The 16,934-nt window shown below is 60.1% G+C and carries 18 protein-coding genes; 10 read left to right on the plus strand and 8 right to left on the minus strand.

Annotated features, from left to right (window positions below; all coding sequences use genetic code 11):
• Positions 1 to 135 precede the first annotated feature (135 nt).
• A complete protein-coding gene (locus QO231_RS04535) occupies positions 136 to 384 on the minus strand; it encodes an accessory factor UbiK family protein (RefSeq protein ID WP_316773735.1) in 249 nt (82 codons plus the stop codon).
• Between the two features lie 93 nt (positions 385 to 477).
• Between QO231_RS04535 and lgt the strand changes: the two genes are divergently transcribed.
• From lgt to QO231_RS04555, 4 genes are all read left to right on the plus strand, one after another.
• Positions 478 to 1,356, plus strand: coding sequence for a prolipoprotein diacylglyceryl transferase (gene lgt, locus QO231_RS04540; RefSeq protein ID WP_316773737.1), 879 nt, complete (start codon positions 478 to 480; stop codon positions 1,354 to 1,356).
• Entirely contained in the window at positions 1,353 to 2,420 is a 1,068-nt protein-coding gene (locus tag QO231_RS04545) for a class I SAM-dependent methyltransferase (RefSeq protein ID WP_316773864.1), read from the plus strand. The genes lgt and QO231_RS04545 overlap by 4 nt, the downstream gene beginning before the upstream one ends.
• Complete coding sequence (gene pgeF, locus QO231_RS04550) at positions 2,417 to 3,172, plus strand: peptidoglycan editing factor PgeF (RefSeq protein WP_316773739.1); 756 nt, start codon at positions 2,417 to 2,419, stop codon at positions 3,170 to 3,172. Before QO231_RS04545 ends, pgeF begins: the two co-directional genes overlap by 4 nt.
• A gap of 379 nt (positions 3,173 to 3,551) precedes the next feature.
• Positions 3,552 to 4,337 carry a Hint domain-containing protein gene (locus QO231_RS04555; RefSeq protein ID WP_316773741.1) on the plus strand — a complete coding sequence of 262 codons (786 nt, stop codon included), beginning with the start codon at positions 3,552 to 3,554 and terminating at the stop codon, positions 4,335 to 4,337.
• Positions 4,338 to 4,373: 36 nt separating this feature from the next.
• Here the strand turns inward: QO231_RS04555 and QO231_RS04560 are convergent, their stop codons facing one another.
• Positions 4,374 to 4,874 carry an Lrp/AsnC family transcriptional regulator gene (locus QO231_RS04560; protein WP_316773743.1) on the minus strand — a complete coding sequence of 167 codons (501 nt, stop codon included), beginning with the start codon at positions 4,872 to 4,874 and terminating at the stop codon, positions 4,374 to 4,376.
• 205 nt (positions 4,875 to 5,079) lie between these two features.
• Here QO231_RS04560 and trxB point away from each other — a divergent pair, with 205 nt between their 5' ends.
• Together trxB and QO231_RS04570 are read left to right on the plus strand one after the other, a co-directional pair.
• Positions 5,080 to 6,024, plus strand: a complete 945-nt coding sequence (gene trxB / locus QO231_RS04565; RefSeq protein ID WP_316773746.1) for a thioredoxin-disulfide reductase — start codon at positions 5,080 to 5,082, stop codon at positions 6,022 to 6,024.
• A 372-nt stretch (positions 6,025 to 6,396) separates the two neighbouring features.
• Positions 6,397 to 8,112 carry a bifunctional sulfate adenylyltransferase/adenylylsulfate kinase gene (locus tag QO231_RS04570; protein ID WP_316773748.1) on the plus strand — a complete coding sequence of 572 codons (1,716 nt, stop codon included), beginning with the start codon at positions 6,397 to 6,399 and terminating at the stop codon, positions 8,110 to 8,112.
• A gap of 124 nt (positions 8,113 to 8,236) precedes the next feature.
• On the opposite strand, the gene QO231_RS04575 is transcribed toward QO231_RS04570, so the two are convergent.
• On the minus strand, positions 8,237 to 9,019 hold the full coding sequence (locus QO231_RS04575; RefSeq protein ID WP_316773750.1) for a DUF1013 domain-containing protein: 783 nt from the start codon (positions 9,017 to 9,019) through the stop codon (positions 8,237 to 8,239).
• A gap of 148 nt (positions 9,020 to 9,167) precedes the next feature.
• Between QO231_RS04575 and QO231_RS04580 the strand changes: the two genes are divergently transcribed.
• Positions 9,168 to 9,803: a ribonuclease T2 family protein gene (locus tag QO231_RS04580; RefSeq protein ID WP_394356565.1), complete on the plus strand. Its 636-nt coding sequence runs from the start codon at positions 9,168 to 9,170 to the stop codon at positions 9,801 to 9,803.
• Positions 9,804 to 9,807: 4 nt separating this feature from the next.
• Here the strand turns inward: QO231_RS04580 and QO231_RS04585 are convergent, their stop codons facing one another.
• The 3 genes from QO231_RS04585 to QO231_RS04595 all read right to left on the minus strand — a co-directional run bounded on the left by QO231_RS04585 (position 9,808) and on the right by QO231_RS04595 (position 12,428).
• Complete coding sequence (locus tag QO231_RS04585; RefSeq protein WP_316773752.1) at positions 9,808 to 10,305, minus strand: hypothetical protein; 498 nt, start codon at positions 10,303 to 10,305, stop codon at positions 9,808 to 9,810.
• A gap of 151 nt (positions 10,306 to 10,456) precedes the next feature.
• On the minus strand, positions 10,457 to 11,125 hold the full coding sequence (locus QO231_RS04590; protein WP_316773754.1) for a VPLPA-CTERM sorting domain-containing protein: 669 nt from the start codon (positions 11,123 to 11,125) through the stop codon (positions 10,457 to 10,459).
• Positions 11,126 to 11,453: 328 nt separating this feature from the next.
• The gene (locus QO231_RS04595) at positions 11,454 to 12,428 is read right to left on the minus strand and encodes a quinone oxidoreductase family protein (RefSeq protein WP_316773756.1); all 975 of its coding nucleotides are present in this window, start codon (positions 12,426 to 12,428) and stop codon (positions 11,454 to 11,456) included.
• A gap of 232 nt (positions 12,429 to 12,660) precedes the next feature.
• Here QO231_RS04595 and QO231_RS04600 point away from each other — a divergent pair, with 232 nt between their 5' ends.
• Positions 12,661 to 13,515: a DUF2189 domain-containing protein gene (locus tag QO231_RS04600; RefSeq protein WP_316773757.1), complete on the plus strand. Its 855-nt coding sequence runs from the start codon at positions 12,661 to 12,663 to the stop codon at positions 13,513 to 13,515.
• Between the two features lie 6 nt (positions 13,516 to 13,521).
• Here the strand turns inward: QO231_RS04600 and QO231_RS04605 are convergent, their stop codons facing one another.
• A complete protein-coding gene (locus tag QO231_RS04605; RefSeq protein ID WP_316773759.1) occupies positions 13,522 to 14,508 on the minus strand; it encodes an NAD(P)H-quinone oxidoreductase in 987 nt (328 codons plus the stop codon).
• 61 nt (positions 14,509 to 14,569) lie between these two features.
• Positions 14,570 to 15,265, minus strand: a complete 696-nt coding sequence (locus QO231_RS04610) for a COQ9 family protein (protein ID WP_316773761.1) — start codon at positions 15,263 to 15,265, stop codon at positions 14,570 to 14,572.
• 108 nt (positions 15,266 to 15,373) lie between these two features.
• Here QO231_RS04610 and rpsU point away from each other — a divergent pair, with 108 nt between their 5' ends.
• Both rpsU and QO231_RS04620 read left to right on the plus strand, forming a co-directional pair.
• Positions 15,374 to 15,580: a 30S ribosomal protein S21 gene (gene rpsU / locus QO231_RS04615; protein WP_008207378.1), complete on the plus strand. Its 207-nt coding sequence runs from the start codon at positions 15,374 to 15,376 to the stop codon at positions 15,578 to 15,580.
• Positions 15,581 to 16,030: 450 nt separating this feature from the next.
• Complete coding sequence (locus QO231_RS04620) at positions 16,031 to 16,855, plus strand: CAP domain-containing protein (protein ID WP_316773771.1); 825 nt, start codon at positions 16,031 to 16,033, stop codon at positions 16,853 to 16,855.
• Positions 16,856 to 16,934: the final 79 nt, after the last annotated feature.

Here is a 16,934-nt window from a genome sequence, read left to right on the forward strand (position 1 = left end):
GGACAGAGTTCGAAAACCGCCAAAATATTGGCAGATTCGCGATGCCTTGACGCCCGACCGCGCGCGCCGCTGCTGTTCTGCGTTGCGCCTGCCAGGTGTCAGAATACAGAATGGCGCGGCAGCGCCGCCTTTGGGTTATTTCCCGGCCTTGCCTTCAAGAGCTGCAATTCGCGCTGCGAGCGCGTCGTTCTCTTCGCGTGCCTTCTGGGCCATCGCACGCACTGCGTCGAACTCTTCACGGGTCACGAAATCGCGATCGGCCAGCCACCGGTCCAAGAGCGATTTCATCGCCGTCTCGGCCTCGCCCTTCGCGCCCTGGGCCACGCCCATTGCGTTGGTCATCAATTGCGAAATGTCGTCCAGGATCTTGTTGCGGGTCTGCATCTGTCTTCTCCGTATCGGGTTGCTCTCTATATGGGCAAGCAATGCCGCCGCGACAAGGTTGACTTCGTCGCGCGTGCACGGTCAGAAGGCGCCATGCAATTTCCCGACCTCTCCCCCGAGCTGTTTTCGATATCCATCTTCGGCATGGAACTGGCCCTGCGCTGGTATGCTCTGGCCTATATTGTCGGCATCCTGATCGCCTGGCGACTGGCAGTGATGGCAGTCCGCCGCCCCAATCTCTGGCCCGCCGATCAGGCACCGGCAACCCCGGCGCAGATCGAGGATCTGCTGACATGGATCATCCTTGGCGTCATCCTCGGCGGGCGGCTCGGCTTTGTGCTCTTTTACCAGCCCGCCTATTATCTGCAAAACCCGATGGAGATCCTCAAGGTCTGGCAGGGCGGCATGGCCTTTCACGGCGGACTTCTGGGCGTGATCGTCGCGACATGGCTCTATGCCATACGTCACAGTATCCCCCGGCTGTCCGTCGCCGATCTGGTGGCTCATGCGGTGCCCCCCGGCCTCCTGTTGGGGCGGATGGCGAATTTCATCAATGCCGAGCTTTGGGGTCGGCCTACCGAGTTGCCTTGGGGCGTGGTCTTTCCCGGCATTGCGGCGCAGAACTGTCCCGGCATCCAAGGGCTCTGCGCCCGCCATCCCTCGCAACTCTACGAGGCGCTGCTCGAAGGTCTGATTCTCGGCGCGATGCTTCTGTGGCTGGTCTATCGGCGCGGCGCGCTGAAACGGCCGGGTCTGGTCGCGGGCACCTTCTTTGCCGGCTATGGTCTTGCGCGGTTTCTTGTCGAATTCGCGCGCCAACCTGATGCACAATTCGTAGCGCCGGGCAATCCGCTTGGTCTTGTCTGGCATATGGGCGGGTACGGGCTGACCATGGGGCAGGTGTTATGCCTGCCGATGATGGCACTCGGCGTCTGGCTGATCCTGCGCGCCTGCCGAACACCCGCGACATGAACCTCAAGGAGCAGATCCTTTCCCGCATCCGAGCAGATGGGCCGATCAGCATTGCCAGCTACATGAATGACTGCCTGTTGCATCCGACGCTTGGATATTATGCCACCCGCGACCCGCTGGGGGCTACTGGCGATTTCATCACCGCGCCCGAGATCAGCCAGATGTTCGGAGAACTGATCGGCCTGTCGCTGGCGCAAGCGTGGTTGGATCAAGGCAACCCGGCTCCCTTCACGTTTGGAGAACTCGGCCCCGGACGCGGTACCCTCATGGCTGACCTGTTGCGGGCGACCCGCGCCGTTCCCGGTTTTCACGCCGCCGCCCAGATCGCGCTTGTGGAACTCTCCCCGCCTCTGCGCGCGGCGCAAGCCAAGGCCTTGCAAACCTACGATCCGACCTGGCACGACGACGTCGACACGCTGCCTGATCAACCGCTGTTCCTGATCGCCAACGAGTTCTTTGATGCCTTGCCGATCCGGCAATTCATCCGCGAAAGCACCGGCTGGCGCGAGCGGCGCGTCGGAGCGCAGAGCGGCGATCTGATCATTGGCCTGACAGACCCCGCCGCGTACCCCGCACTCGATCATCGCCTGACCGACACCAAGGACGGCGATCTGGTCGAGGTCTGCCCCGCCGCCACGCCGATCGTTACCGCCCTTTCCCAGCGAATCGCCCGGCATGGAGGGGCGGCCCTGATCGTCGATTATGGCGACTGGCGTTCACTTGGCGACACGCTGCAAGCTCTTCGGGCGCATCAAACTGCCGATATCCTGAGCACCCCCGGTGAGGCCGACCTGACCGCGCATGTCGATTTCGAAACACTGGCAACCGCCGCCACCGCCGCCGGATGCGCCCATAGCCGTCTGACCACGCAAGGGGTTTTTCTGGAACGGCTCGGTATCACCACCCGCGCCCAAACGCTCGCCCGATCGCTCAGTGGGAATGCACAGGAAAATCTCGTCACTGCGCATCGCAGGTTGACGCACCCCACCGAAATGGGAAACCTGTTCAAAACACTGGGCCTCTATCCCGCCACCGCCGCACCGCCACCCGGACTGGAACCATGACACTGGAAATCCTGACAGCGGACAGTCTCTCACCCCTGCAACACGGGTTCTTTACCCGGCGCGGCGGCGCGTCGTCCGGCGTGTTTACCGGATTGAATTGCGGCACCGGCTCCAGCGATCAGGCAGACGTAGTTGCGATCAATCGTGCCCGCGTGGCCGATGCGATCGGCGTTGCGCCTGACGCGCTGGTCGGGGTGCACCAGGTTCACTCTGCCGATGTGGTCGAGGTGAACGCGCCCCTGCGCGAAAAACCCCGCGCCGATGCGATGGTCACCACGACCCCCGGAATTGCGCTTTCCATTCTGACCGCCGATTGCCAACCCGTGCTTTTTGCCGACACCGACGCCGGAGTCATCGGCGCCGCCCATGCCGGCTGGCGTGGTGCACTGGATGGCGTGCTTGAGGCCACGATTGATGCGATGGAAGTGCTCGGTGCGCAGCGCAAGAACACCACAGCCGTTATCGGCCCCTCGATCAGCCAGCGCGCCTACGAAGTTGGCCCGGAATTCATGGATGACTTCATGGCGGATGATCAGGAGAACGCCCGGTTCTTTGCCAACGGCAACAGCGACCGGCTGCTGTTTGACCTGCAAGCGTTCGGTCTGCACCGGCTTCGACGTGCAGGTATCGGCCACGCGGAATGGACCCGGCATTGCACCTATTCGGATCAGGACCGCTTCTATTCCTACCGCCGCAGCGTGCACTGCAAGGACGTTGACTATGGTCGGTTGATTTCGGTCATCCGGCTTTGACCCGATCCTGCCGCGCCGCCCAATTGCGGGTTTCGCGAATCAACTGCACCCCTGTTTGCGCTAACCGATTCTGCTGTTGGCTTGCCTCCCTGGCAACGTCGCGGCGCTTCGCCATCGCGCTGACATAATCCTGGCGGGTTCCTGTCATAGTGATAACGAGGAATTGACACGAAGGATCTAAAAAGTGAGAAAACTCTGCAACAATACACGCCGTTGGGGGTGAATTGGTCCAATTTTACTAAATATGCTCTACTTTCGTTGACAATTTGAGTGGTATCCGGGCAAAATTGGATCATTACAGACCAACTCACAACTGTGTCGGTCTGTGTTGTCGGTGGGGGCCGACGCAGATTTGACCGGCAACAAGGGCCACGAATCCATGACGCTCCCAACCCCGCTGAGCCGCGCGGCGACCCGTGCCGTCCAGACCAATGTTCCAAGCTTGCTTGATCCCGCAGCGATGCGCGCCCAGCCGAAACCACAGTTGCGCCGCTACGAAGTCAGTTCACTGCTCCCAAACGGGAGTATTGCGGAAACCCGCCACATCGCCCCGGCACTGCCGGTATTTGAAGACGCCTTCTGTGCCTTTACCCGTGGGTCGATGGTCGAAACCGAATCCGGTGCCATCAGCATCGAAGACCTGCTGCCGGGCGACCGCATCCTCACCAAGGATGGCCCCAGCGAGCCGCTGATCTGGAAGGGCTGCACCACGCTTGCGCCGGGCCGCCCCGGACCGCAGGGCCGCAACCTGCGCCTGACACGGATCATGGCCGATAGCTTTGGCATGCAGCGACCGATGTCCTGCGTCATCGCGGGTCCGTCGGCCCGGCTCTTGCACACGCCCGACCATCTGCGGGCGGTTTCAGGCGGCCTTAAGACACTGACGCCGGTTCAGGAATTTCAAGACGGCATGAACGTGATTGAAACCGCACCGCCCACAGCTGTGGACCTGTTTCATATCTGTCTGCCACGCCACGCTGTGATCCGCGTTGCCGGCCTCGAGTTCGAGACCTACCACCCCGGCGCCAACGCCGCGCGCAGCATCAGCCACACGATGCGCAGTGTCTATCTCGACCTCTTCCCGCATATTTCCCAACTCAGCGATTTCGGCGATGTCGCCCATGCCCGCGCCGGCGATGGCGACCACGACGCGCTCACGGCCTGAACCCGTCGCAAAGTCGCGCCGACCGCCAGAAACGTCTTACGCGCTGCGGTTCATGCGGTCTTCCAAAATATCAAAGGGAACGCCCGGCTCATCCTTTGCCCCCCGGATCACCAGCGATGTCTTTACGCTGGCGACGTTCGGCGTGGTCAGCAACTCACCCGTCAAAAAGCTCTGAAAGCTGCTGAGATCGGGCGACACACATTTCAGAATGAAATCCACCTCGCCGTTCAGCATGTGACACTCGCGCACCAGAGGCCAGTCACGGCAGAGCGCCTCAAACGCGCTCAATTCCGCTTCGGCCTGGCTGTCCAGACCGACCATGGCGAAGACCTGAACCTCAAAGCCAAGATCGCGGGCGTTCACGTCCGCATGATAGCCTTGAATCAAACCCGATTCTTCCAGTGTCCGGACACGCCGCAGGCACGGCGGTGCCGAGATACCCACCCGTTTGGCAAGTTCTACATTCGTCATGCGCCCATCTGCCTGAAGCTCCGACAATATCTTGCGATCGATCGGATCGAGGCGTGTTGCAACCATGATCTGCTCCCTCGGAATTTTCATTTCTTATATCAGCGCCGCCAGTACGCGCAATAATATTTCGCCGCAACGCAACACCTCGGACGCCCTGTCACGTGAACGCTGTTTCCACTGAAATCGGGGGGTTTAAGCCGGGAGGGTCCATCGCTATATCGGCAGTCCGATGGGCAGCTCGCCCATGCGTCACGCTGCATTGGGGAAAATCATGGGTGAAACACGCCACACCAAGGTTCTGATCATCGGGTCCGGCCCTGCGGGTTACACCGCCGGGGTCTATGCCAGCCGCGCCATGCTCGAACCGCTTTTGGTGCAGGGTCTGGAACCGGGCGGCCAGCTAACCACGACGACCGAGGTCGAAAACTGGCCAGGCGACACAGAGGTGCAAGGCCCTGACCTGATGGTGCGGATGGAGGCCCATGCCAAGGCGATGGGTTGTGATATCGTTTCTGACATCATCACCGGTCTGGACCTGTCAAAGCGCCCGTTCACCGCAACCGGCGATGGCGGGACGACCTACACCGCCGACGCGGTCATTCTGGCGACAGGCGCGCGGGCGAAATGGCTGGGATTGCCCAGCGAAGAGAAATTCAAGGGCTTTGGCGTCTCTGCCTGCGCCACTTGCGATGGCTTTTTCTATCGCGGCCAGGAAATCGTCGTGGTCGGTGGTGGCAACACCGCCGTGGAAGAGGCGCTGTTTCTGACCAACTTTGCCTCCAAGGTCACGTTGATCCACCGCCGCGATGAACTGCGGGCCGAGAAAATCCTGCAGGACCGGCTGCTGAAACATCCGAAGATCACGCCCCTTTGGTTTCACACGCTCGAAGAAGTTACCGGCACCGACACCCCGCTGGGTGTCGAAGGCGTGCGTGTGCGCAACGTAAAGACCGACGAAATCACTGAAGTCTCCGCCAAAGGCGTGTTCATTGCCATTGGCCATGCACCTGCAAACGAGTTGGTCAAGGACGTGCTTGAGATGCACAATGGCGGGTATGTCAGCGTCAAGCCGGGCACCACGGAAACTTCGGTGCCGGGTGTCTTTGCTGCCGGCGACCTGACCGACCACAAATACCGCCAGGCTGTGACCAGCGCCGGCATGGGATGCATGGCTGCGCTCGATGCAGAGCGGTTTCTGGCGGAGCAAGACGGCTGATCGGCAATCGCGTCATCTGGCAGATCATCCCGGGGCATCCTCGTCGTTATGCCGGCGACACGCATCATCCCCGGGTCGGTCTGACCGGCGCATCTGAGATCGGGCGCCGCCGTGCAGGGGCAACACCAAAATCAGACCGTCCCTCGCGCCTGATGTGACGTCATAGCCGCCATGCGCCAAGGGAAAGCCAACAACAGACCCCTCAAAATCGAGCACTTTTTCCTCTCTCAGGGCGAAAATCCGCGCCATATCGACACCAACCGGCATAAAATGATTTCTGCGCCTAGACTTTTCCGAGACTCCGAGTCTATGCCCCGCGCGACCGGCTTTTCTGGCCCACGCTCCATTCACAATCAATCGAGAGTTGCTTTCATGACCATGCTCGCCAATCTGGCCCCGATCCCCGAGTTGTACGTCTCCTATGAATCGGCGCAAAAGCTCAAGGTCGAAGCCGGAAACCTCAAGAGCCTCGACCTGTCACCCCGCCAGATTTGCGATCTGGAATTGCTGATGAATGGCGGCTTCAACCCGCTCAAGGGCTTTCTGAACGAAGCGGACTACAATGGCGTGGTCGACGACATGCGGCTGGCCGACGGCACGCTCTGGCCGATGCCGATCAACTTGGACGTCTCGGAGAAATTTGCCGAGACCCTTGAGATTGGCGAAGACATCGCCTTGCGCGACCAGGAGGGCGTGATCCTTGCGACCATGACCGTCACTGATCGCTGGACCCCGAACAAGGCGCGCGAGGCCGAAAAGGTCTTTGGTGCCGATGACAGCGCCCACCCGGCCGTCAACTATCTGCACAACACCGCCGGGAGTGTTTACCTCGGTGGCCCTGTGACCGGCATTCAACAACCGGTGCACTACGATTTTCGCGGTCGCCGCGACACACCGAACGAGTTGCGCGCCTATTTCCGCAAACTCGGCTGGCGTCGCGTCGTCGCGTTCCAGACCCGCAACCCGCTGCACCGCGCCCACCAGGAACTGACCTTTCGCGCCGCGCGCGAGGCCCAGGCCAACCTCCTGATTCATCCCGTTGTCGGCATGACAAAGCCCGGCGATGTCGATCACTTTACCCGCGTCCGCTGCTACGAGGCGGTGCTCGACAAGTACCCGGCGTCGACCACCACCATGTCGCTCTTGCCGCTGGCAATGCGGATGGCGGGACCGCGTGAAGCGGTCTGGCATGGCCTGATCCGCGCGAACTTTGGCTGTACCCACTTCATCGTTGGCCGCGATCATGCCGGCCCCGGCAGCAACAGCGCCGGCGACGACTTCTATGGCCCCTATGATGCGCAGGACCTGTTCCGCAAGCATCAAGATGAAATGGGCATCGAAATGGTCGACTTCAAACACATGGTCTATGTGCAGGAGCGGGCCCAGTACGAGCCAAATGACGAGATCGAGGACAGGGATAACGTCACCATCCTGAACATCTCGGGCACCGAGTTGCGTCGTCGTCTGGCAGAGGGGCTGGAAATTCCCGAATGGTTCTCCTTCCCCGAAGTTGTCGATGAACTGCGCAAGACCAAGCCGGCGCGCAGCCAGCAAGGCTTTACAGTCTTCTTCACCGGCTTTTCCGGCTCTGGGAAATCCACCATCGCCAATGCGCTGATGGTCAAGCTGATGGAGATGGGTGGCCGCCCAGTCACCCTGCTGGATGGGGATATCGTGCGGAAAAACCTGTCGTCAGAGCTCGGCTTCTCCAAAGAGCACCGTGACCTCAACATCCGCCGCATCGGCTATGTGGCATCCGAGATCACCAAGAACGGCGGTATCGCCATTTGTGCCCCTATCGCGCCCTATGCCACCACGCGCCGCGCGGTCCGCGAAGACATTGAAGCATTCGGTGCGTTCATCGAAATTCACGTCGCCACGTCCATTGAAGAATGTGAACGTCGTGACCGAAAGGGCCTGTACAAGCTCGCACGTGAAGGCAAGATCAAGGAGTTCACCGGAATCTCCGATCCCTACGATGTGCCGCTGAACCCCGAGATGAGCCTCGACACCGAAGGCACCGACGTCGACAACTGTGCCCATCAGGTTCTGCTCAAACTCGAAAACATGGGCCTGATCGCCGGCTGATCCACTATCCATTTAGAGTCGAAATGCCGCCGCAAGATTGCGGCGGCGATAAGCGGGCGATCGTGACACAGTTCAGGCTATGGCAACAACCGCCTCGGGCCTCCCAACCCGGTGTTCTATCTGGTCAGACGCGCGGCTGATCGTCTTCGTCGTCCTCGTCGTCGTCCCCACCCGCAGGCAGGTTGAAGAGGCTGTCGGCATCGACAAACTTGGTGGTGTCGTCTTCGTCGTCATCATCGACGACATCCATCGACCCGCCGAGAGTAAAGGTTTCCAGACCTTCTATCGCGGTCGGGATCTTCGGTTCGGAATCCATGCCCAGCGACTGTTCGGTGCTCACCAGCTTGCGGCGCTCGTCATCGCTCATGACTTCGCCTTCGGCGGCTTTCTTGGCAGCGGCCTTCTGAACAACCGTATCCAGTTCGGACTGCTTGCACAGCCCCAGGGCGACCGGGTCGATGGGCTGCATGTTGGAAATGTTCCAGTGGGTACGCTCGCGAATCGACTGGATCGTCGGCTTGGTCGTGCCAACCAGCTTGGCAATCTGACCATCGGTGAGTTCCGGGTGGAACTTTACCAGCCACAGGATCGAGTTGGGCCGGTCCTGACGTTTGGACAATGGCGTATAGCGTGGACCCCGCCGCTTTTCCTCGCCGACCGCTGCCGAGTTGGACTTGATCGCCAGCTTGTAAAGCGGGTTCGCCTGCGCGTCGTCGATTTCCTTCTGGGTCAACTGGTTGTTGGCAACCGGGTCGAAACCCTTGACGCCGGTGGCCACATCACCATCGGCAATGCCCTGCACCTCGAGTTCATGCATGCCGACAAAATCGGCAATCTGCTTGAAACTGATGGTGGTATTGTCGACCAGCCAGACGGCGGTGGCCTTGGGGTGCAGCAATTTTGCCATCGGTGTTTTCTCCTATCTCATATCATCCGACAAATCTTTCCCGTGGCCTGGCGAAGCAGGCAGCCTTGGCTCTCAAGGCGGGTTACCGTTGTCGGGGAACTTGGCGTCTATATAGTCGGCGTCAGAAAAAAATGAAAGAGCCGAATCCTTGCGAACGATCCTGACCCTCTTGGCCATGCTTTGGGCCCTGCCTGCCGCTGCCGATGGCGAGAAAGCAGGAGAGTTCGATTACTATGTGCTGAGCCTCAGCTGGTCGCCCAACTGGTGTGCGGCCACAGGGGATGCACAGGGGTCGGATCAATGTGATGCGCGCCATGATCACGGCTGGATCATGCACGGCCTCTGGCCGCAATATCGCCGCGGATACCCGTCCTTTTGCCGGACGGTTGAACGCCCGCCCTCGCGTGGCATGACCGCAGCGATGGCCGATGTCATGGGGACCTCGGGGCTGGCGTGGCATCAGTGGAAAAAACATGGCACCTGCACCGGGCTGACGGCGGCACAGTATTACCAACTGTCACGCGAGGCCTACGGGTTGGTCAACCGGCCAGACGTCTTTCGCAGGCTCGATCAAACTGTCAAACTACCCGCTTCGGTGGTCGAGGACGCGTTTATCAAGGCCAATCCCGAATGGGACCGCGACATGCTCACGATCACCTGCAAGGACGGCTACATTCAGGAAGCGCGCCTGTGCCTGTCTCGCGATCTGACACCTGTTCCCTGTGGGCAGGACGTGATCAAGGATTGCCGGGCAAAAAATGCGGTGTTCGCCCCGATACGCTAGGCTCTTAACCCTGCTCAGCCTGACATTTTCGGGCATAGTCGAGCGCCTTGGCCGATCCTTTGAGATCAATCGCGATCACCTTTTCGCCCGCCTGATTGTAGACCGTCATGACCTTTTTCTGCGCGATCGAATGGATGAATTCGCGATCAGTAAAGAACACACCCGCGCCGGGAACCCGATCCTGGACGAACCCGGTTGCGACAGCATCGTATATCTGGCCATCCAGATCAAAGGTGACGTCGTATGTCTTGCCCTTCTCGATGTCTCCCCACGCCTTGTGAAACACCACGAAATAGCCGCGATTCCCCGTCACATCATAGCCGATGCGAACCACCGAAAGGTCCTGAGTGACAGTCTGGATCAGACAGCCATTGCCAAATGACGGGTCAACCATGACGTTCCAGCCCGAGACAAATCCCTTGTCGATCAGGGCCTGTGCAGAAGCGGCTGTGGCACCCAGGGACAGGATCGCCGCGGCACAGAGGGCTACGATGGTTTTCATGGGCTGACTCCGATCTGATCAAGGCTCGGATACCGATTAGCATTCCATCCCGGTTTTGCCCATGGCAATCGGAAGTATCCGTCAAATGGCCGTAGAATCGAAAAGGTCGACCCCGGAAGGGCCGACCCCAAACGCAGCTTTCTGGAAGAGATCAGGCCTTCTTGCGGCGACGCAGAAAGGCCAGGCCACCAAAACCGGTCAGCAAGAACAGGCCCGCAGCCGGAACCGGAACGGGGGAAACCGTGACGAGATCCTGGTACCCGTCGTTGTAGAGAAAGGTGATCTCATACCCATCCGTCGCTGCTGTACCCATGTTGTCGAGGTAGAATTGGGCCATGTTTGCAACGCCGGAGTTCTGGCTTACGCTGAACGCTCCGTCAGACACGTCCAGTGATGATCCGGTCTCGGTCACGATTTCCCACAGGGCAACCTGAAACCCTGCGGCTTCGAGGCTGGTATCGATCACGTCGGCAACCGTGCTGCCACCCAGAACGCTGTTATACAGCTTGGCGACATTGTCACGCACGGCAGCGCCGAACAGGCGCGGCTGGGTCGTGTAGGTGACCGGATCGTGCAGCCACTCCGCGAGATCCACGCAGAAGGCAGCAAAGTTGCCAAAGCCATTGTCGCCCGTCATCTGATAAAGTCCGGCATAGACATTGGTTGTCAGTTCCGGGCTCTGAACGCGCACAACCTGTCTCAGGTTGTCGGTTCCGAAAGGATTGCCAGAAGTCTGGTAGGTTGTGTTCACGGTGGTGGCTGATGCGACACCCGCGAGCACAGTCGTCGTCAAAGCGGCGATCGTCAAAATGCTCTTCATCATCATTATCCTTGGTTAACACGCGGGCGATCGACACCCGGTAACTTTTACAAACGCAGCACAAAAACCGCTGCATGGTCATAGATCGCACAACCCGGCGGCTCGTAACACTTAAATGACTGTTCTGCCAATATCAGGGCAATATTGCGACAAGAGGTTAGCCAATTAAGGCCATTTGCGCAGACTGTTGACCATTCGCGCTTCCGCAAGCGCTCAGTTGCGATCGTACCGCACCAGAGTCGTGCGTGTCCCGCCCATCCCCTTTGAGCCTCTGCCACCGATCATCAGATCAGGCCGCAAAGGACGAAACCCGCACTGTCCGCTCCTCTTAGACCTCCAGCACCGTGGATCCAGTTGTTTCGCGCGCCTCAAGTGCACGCTGTGCGTCAGCCACCTGCGCCAGCGGAAAACGTTGGCTGATGCGGATCGTGACGTCTCCCTTGGCGAGCTTGGCAAAGAGATGCTGCGCCATCGCCTGACAGGTGTCATGATCGGCGATGTGCGTGAACAGGGTCGGGCGGGTGATTTTCAGCGACCCCTTCTGACCAAGGATACCGATATTGAACGGCGGTACCGGACCCGAGGCATTGCCAAAGGAAATCATCATGCCAAGCGGCTTCAGGCAGTCGAGCGAGCCTTCGAACGTATCGGCACCGACCGCGTCCATGACCACGTCAACACCCTCGCCCCTGGTCAGGTCGCGGACTTGTTTGATCCAATCCTGAGTTCGGTAGTTGATGCAATGCGTCGCCCCGTGGTCGAGCGCCATCTGACATTTCTCGTCAGTTCCGGCAGTTCCGATCAGGGTGATGCCTTCCGAGCGAGCCCATTGGCACGCAATCTGACCGACACCGCCAGCGGCAGCATGGAAGAGAACCGAATCGCCCGCCTGCAACGGGGTCGTCCGGTGAAACAGGTATTGCACCGTCATCCCCTTGAGCATCATTGCCGCGGCCTGTTCGAAGGACACATCGTCGGGCAGCGGGCAAACCTGCGCTGCTGGCATTACTCGTGCCTCGGAATAGGCCCCCGGCGGGTTCGCGGCATAGGCGGCCCGGTCGCCGGGCTTTAGGTGCGTGACACCGTTGCCGACCGCCTCGATCACACCTGCGGCTTCCATGCCCATGGCCTGCGGCAAGGGCAGTGGATAGAGGCCCGAGCGCTGGTAGATGTCGATGAAGTTGAGCCCACAGATCTTGTGCGCGATCCGGATTTCGCCCGGACCGGGCTCGCCCACCGGGCGGTCAACGAGTTTCAGAACCTCTGGCCCGCCGGCGGACTCGATGATTACAGTCTTTGCCATTCCTGTTCCCTTCCCCGATCGTATGGATGCGCGCTTGCTGCGAACTCTGCACCGGCCCATGCCCGTTTGACCAGCCCCGAACCCGCACAGGGAACAACGCTCCCGATACCGTGACCCCACCAGCGGAAATCTGTGGTATACTGGGAGCAGCGTCACAGCGAGGCCCGGCCCGCGACGCGCGCGGACCTTTCCATGCTGACGCGAGAGCCTGTCGCCATCGGAGGGATCAAGAATGGCAAAGACAATTGGTAACCCGCTCTCCTGGACGGCCCGACAATTCGGGTCAGCCGGAGATCACATGGCCGCCACGGCGGCCGAGATCGGTGGAGAGGCCACGGCCCCGCCCCGCATCAACAAATTGACCATGGATGATGTGGGAGCGTCTTTGCGTGCGGGCAAGGACGATTTCTTTGCCTGCCGGACAGATGCGATCTTTGCGGTGCTGATCTATCCATTGATGGGCCTGACATTGATTGCCGTCGGTTTTCACTCGGATCGCATGCCACTGCTGTTCCCGCTCCTTGCCGGGTTCGCGTTGCTGGGACCTGTCGCTGCCGTCGGGCTCTACGAAATGAGCCGCCGCCGCGAGGCGGGCGAGCCCGTCAGCTGGCAAAGTGCCTTTGCGGTGATTCAGTCACCGTCCTTTGGCGCGGTGCTGGTGATGGGGCTGTACATGCTTGGCCTCTTCATCGTGTGGATGTTTGTGGCGCTGCAAATCTATAACTGGACGTTGGGTCCGGAGCCGCCAGTGTCGCTTTCGGCATTTGCAAGCGATATCGTTTCGACACCGGCGGGCTGGACGATGATCATAGCCGGCTTCGCGGTCGGGTTCGCCTTTGCCCTCGTCGCGCTGGCCATGAGCGTGGTATCTTTCCCGTTGCTTCTGGACCGCCATGTTGGGGTGCCCGTCGCAGTCGTGACGTCTTTCAGGGTCATGCAAAGGAATCCCGGCGTCACGCTGGCCTGGGGCGCGGTTGTCGCAGGCGGATTGGTTCTGGGTTCCATTCCCTTCCTGATCGGCCTGATCGTGATCATGCCAATCCTGGGCCATGCAACTTGGCATTTCTATCGCAGGGCCGTTGGCTGAAGACTGTTAGCCTCCGACCTTCAGTACGATCTTGCCGATATGTCCGCTGCTTTCCATCCTTGCATGGGCGGCGGCGGCGTCGGTGAGATCAAATTCACTGTCCATCACCGGCGCAAAACGACGCGCCGCGACAAGGGGCCAGACGATGGCGCGCAGGTCCTCTGCGATCCGCGCCTTGGCCAGGTCAGATTGCGGACGCAACGTGGACCCGGTGAGAGTCAGACGCCGGGTCATCATCTCGGCAAAGTTCACTGTCACCTCCGGTCCCTGCAAAAAGGCGATCTGCACCAGACGCCCATCGTTGGCGAGCGCCTTGAGGTTTCGCGGGATGTAGTCTCCACCGACCATATCAAGGACCAGATGCGCGCCGCCTTCGGCCTGCATCACCTCGACAAAATCCTCGGTCTTGTAGTTGATTGCGCGTTCCGCCCCCAGATCGAGGCATGCCTGACATTTGGCGTCGGAACCGGCGGTGACGAAAACCCGCGCGCCGAAGGCATTGGCCAACTGGATCGCGGTTGTGCCAATCCCGCTGGAGCCGCCATGGATCAGAAAGCGTTCACCCGCCTGCAGACCGCCTCGCGTGAAGACGTTGGAAAAGACGGTAAAGCAGGTTTCCGGCAGGCAGGCCGCCTGTTTCAGATCAAGCGCATCCGGCACCGGCAGGCAATGCGCGGCAAAGGTCGCGACATATTCGGCATACCCGCCACCCGGCAGCAACGCGCAGACCTTGTCGCCAATCGCGGGCGTGGTGACCCCATCGCCGATTGCCACAACCTCGCCCGACGCTTCGAGCCCCGGCAGATCGCTTGCGCCCGGCGGCGGCGCATAGCTCCCGGCGCGTTGCAGCGCATCCGGGCGGTTGACCCCGGCATAGGCAACGCGCAGCACAACCTGCCCGTGCGCAGGCTTTGGCACCGGGCGGTTGGTGATCTGCAAGACGTCAGGCCCGCCGGGACGGGCAATTTCAACGGCGCGCATATGCTCTGTCATGTGGTCATCTTCCCTTTGCTCGGAACAGGGGTAACACCGGCAGGCAGATTGCGGAACCGGCCTATTTTCGCGGCTTCATCATTCCCGGCAAATCAAGGTCCGGCATCTTGGCGGGCGGTTTGATCTGGCTTGCCAGCCAGTCTGGCCCGGCGAGAAACGGCTTTAGTATTGCCGAGCCCCGCACCTTGGCCTTCAACGTCTCGATCTGCATCACCTCGTCGATGCGCCGGTCGAGAAAGGCCCAGGTCGCCGCGTAATCGGGGCTGCTGTCCCCGAGCCAGTAGAGCAGCGTCGCGGAATACACACCGGCCAGCGTGGCGCGTTTGGTGTACCAGTTCACATCGTCACTGGTGTCGCCAAGCTCTGTCCAGATCAGATCGCAAGTCTGCCAGACCGCGCGCGCACCATCCGGGGCGTGATGTGGCAGGGAAAAGAGCGTGGTGCCCCGGCGGACCAATTCCCGATCTTCAACCGCCTCAAGACGAAAGCGCACGGCAGCAGCGATTTTTTCACGGAACTTCAGATTGCTGAGGTCCTCGGATTTGAGTCGGTCCACCATCGCCTGATCACCGCGCGCGTGATAGGCCAGCGCCAGATCGACCGGACCGCGCGAAAAAATCGCCCTGGCCGTAGCATCGTCGATGCCGATATCCTGTGCCGCTGCAACGAACGCGGTATCCGACCAGCCGTCGAACGGAACATGCACCAACGCGGCATCCAGAAGTGTGTCTTGCAGGGTCTCGTCAGGCGGTGTCATTTGGCTCTCCTACGGTTGTCAGCATACTAGACAAGCTAGCGGGGCTTTGCTATACGGCCACTTCCTGCAAATCCTTGCAACTCAACTTAGAAAGGTGGTGAAAACCACATGCAGGTTAGTGTTCGCGACAACAATGTCGATCAGGCGCTTCGTGCCCTGAAGAAAAAGCTGCAGCGTGAAGGCGTATTCCGCGAAATGAAGCTCAAGCAACATTTCGAGAAGCCGTCCGAGAAAAAAGCACGCGAGAAAGCCGAAGCGATTCGGCGCGCCCGCAAGTTGGCCCGTAAAAAGGCACAGCGCGAAGGGATGCTCTAAAGACGCTTCAGCGTTTTACAGACACTTGAAGTATTGACCCCCGAGGCCCTGCCGCGGGGGTTTTTATTTGCCGCAAGTGGATGAAGAAATCCGCTCGGGCCAAAGCCAATCCTATTTCGTGTGCGACCCGGTCAACCACAATCGGGGTTTGTCGCGTCATGCTCCCGAAGACCCATTTTTTTGTGTTTCGCCTCCAATCGCTTCCACGACGCTGGCACCTGTTTCGATACGCCCCGGTTCGCGCCAAGAGCGGCTTTTCGCGAGGCCGTTGGCTGGTCATTGCCGTCACGCAGCATGGCGGTTTGCAGCGGCGAAGTCTCGCCAGCGCAATGGTATCGAATCCAGCGCCTTTTGGCCCAACCCTGCGCCGGTGGCGGGCAGCACTAGGCAGTGTCGAAAGCCAATTCTAGGAGGGACAGACGAACCAAACAGCACACAGAGGAGCAGAACATGTCAAAGGCAAGCAATCTGGAACGGCAGATGCTGGATCTGATCAACGACGAGCGAACCAGCCGAGGATTGGACCCGGTGACGCTCGAATTGCGGCTCAACGATTCCGCAGAAGACCACAGCGACTGGATGCTGGACGTTGACCGGTTTTCACACACCGGGAGCGGCAATTCCAATCCGGGTGATCGGATGCGGGATGCGGATTTCGACTTTAGCGGCAATTGGACGTGGGGCGAGAACATCGCCTGGCAATCCGAACGCGGCGCACCGGGTCTAAGCGACGACGTCGAGAACCTGCATGACTCACTGATGAACAGCCCGGGCCACCGGGCCAATATCCTCAACCCCGATTTCGAAGTCATCGGGATTGGCATCGAGCGGGGCGACTACAACGGCTGGGACGCCGTTATGGTGACGCAGAACTTTGCCCGCACCAGTGCAGAGCTAGAGCTTGACCTGCCGGGCGGAAGCAAACCAATGCTGGACGTGGACGACATCACCGTCGCAAGAGTCAAAGGTTCGTTCCGCATCAACTTGGAAAAGCACGTAACCTTTTCGGACGCAGAGGGAGATAGCCCTGTCTGGTACGAATTGCTTGACAAAAAAGGGCGCGACAACTTCATTATGAGGGGTGAGGGACGGATTGATGCCGATACCCCTTATCGCGTCGCGGCGGAGGATTTCGACCAGATCCGTGTCGGGGCAAACAAGAATCCGGGTGATACCACCCTAAAGGTGCGCGTGTCTGACGGTGAGTCCGTCAGCGCATGGGAAGAGTTCACTCTGACCACGCTGTCCGCCGATGACTGGCAGGCGATGGCCTGACCCGGTCCATCGGGCGCAATTGAACACCAGCATCGCCATGACTGGTCGTTTTGCACACTCTCCATGCCTGCCGGGGGAC

The sequence above is a fragment of the Sedimentitalea todarodis genome (assembly GCF_032595355.1).
In the GTDB taxonomy this organism is placed as follows: domain Bacteria; phylum Pseudomonadota; class Alphaproteobacteria; order Rhodobacterales; family Rhodobacteraceae; genus Sedimentitalea; species Sedimentitalea todarodis.

What these genes read in the sequence shown, in the direction of transcription:
- QO231_RS04535 (WP_316773735.1), bottom strand. Translation starts at nt 384, where the DNA reads ATGCAGACCCGCAACAAGATCCTGGACGACATTTCGCAATTGATGACC.
- lgt (WP_316773737.1), top strand. Translation starts at nt 478, where the DNA reads ATGCAATTTCCCGACCTCTCCCCCGAGCTGTTTTCGATATCCATCTTC.
- QO231_RS04545 (WP_316773864.1), top strand. Translation starts at nt 1,353, where the DNA reads ATGAACCTCAAGGAGCAGATCCTTTCCCGCATCCGAGCAGATGGGCCG.
- pgeF (WP_316773739.1), top strand. Translation starts at nt 2,417, where the DNA reads ATGACACTGGAAATCCTGACAGCGGACAGTCTCTCACCCCTGCAACAC.
- QO231_RS04555 (WP_316773741.1), top strand. Translation starts at nt 3,552, where the DNA reads ATGACGCTCCCAACCCCGCTGAGCCGCGCGGCGACCCGTGCCGTCCAG.
- QO231_RS04560 (WP_316773743.1), bottom strand. Translation starts at nt 4,874, where the DNA reads ATGGTTGCAACACGCCTCGATCCGATCGATCGCAAGATATTGTCGGAG.
- trxB (WP_316773746.1), top strand. Translation starts at nt 5,080, where the DNA reads ATGGGTGAAACACGCCACACCAAGGTTCTGATCATCGGGTCCGGCCCT.
- QO231_RS04570 (WP_316773748.1), top strand. Translation starts at nt 6,397, where the DNA reads ATGACCATGCTCGCCAATCTGGCCCCGATCCCCGAGTTGTACGTCTCC.
- QO231_RS04575 (WP_316773750.1), bottom strand. Translation starts at nt 9,019, where the DNA reads ATGGCAAAATTGCTGCACCCCAAGGCCACCGCCGTCTGGCTGGTCGAC.
- QO231_RS04585 (WP_316773752.1), bottom strand. Translation starts at nt 10,305, where the DNA reads ATGAAAACCATCGTAGCCCTCTGTGCCGCGGCGATCCTGTCCCTGGGT.
- QO231_RS04590 (WP_316773754.1), bottom strand. Translation starts at nt 11,125, where the DNA reads ATGAAGAGCATTTTGACGATCGCCGCTTTGACGACGACTGTGCTCGCG.
- QO231_RS04595 (WP_316773756.1), bottom strand. Translation starts at nt 12,428, where the DNA reads ATGGCAAAGACTGTAATCATCGAGTCCGCCGGCGGGCCAGAGGTTCTG.
- QO231_RS04600 (WP_316773757.1), top strand. Translation starts at nt 12,661, where the DNA reads ATGGCAAAGACAATTGGTAACCCGCTCTCCTGGACGGCCCGACAATTC.
- QO231_RS04605 (WP_316773759.1), bottom strand. Translation starts at nt 14,508, where the DNA reads ATGACAGAGCATATGCGCGCCGTTGAAATTGCCCGTCCCGGCGGGCCT.
- QO231_RS04610 (WP_316773761.1), bottom strand. Translation starts at nt 15,265, where the DNA reads ATGACACCGCCTGACGAGACCCTGCAAGACACACTTCTGGATGCCGCG.
- rpsU (WP_008207378.1), top strand. Translation starts at nt 15,374, where the DNA reads ATGCAGGTTAGTGTTCGCGACAACAATGTCGATCAGGCGCTTCGTGCC.
- QO231_RS04620 (WP_316773771.1), top strand. Translation starts at nt 16,031, where the DNA reads ATGTCAAAGGCAAGCAATCTGGAACGGCAGATGCTGGATCTGATCAAC.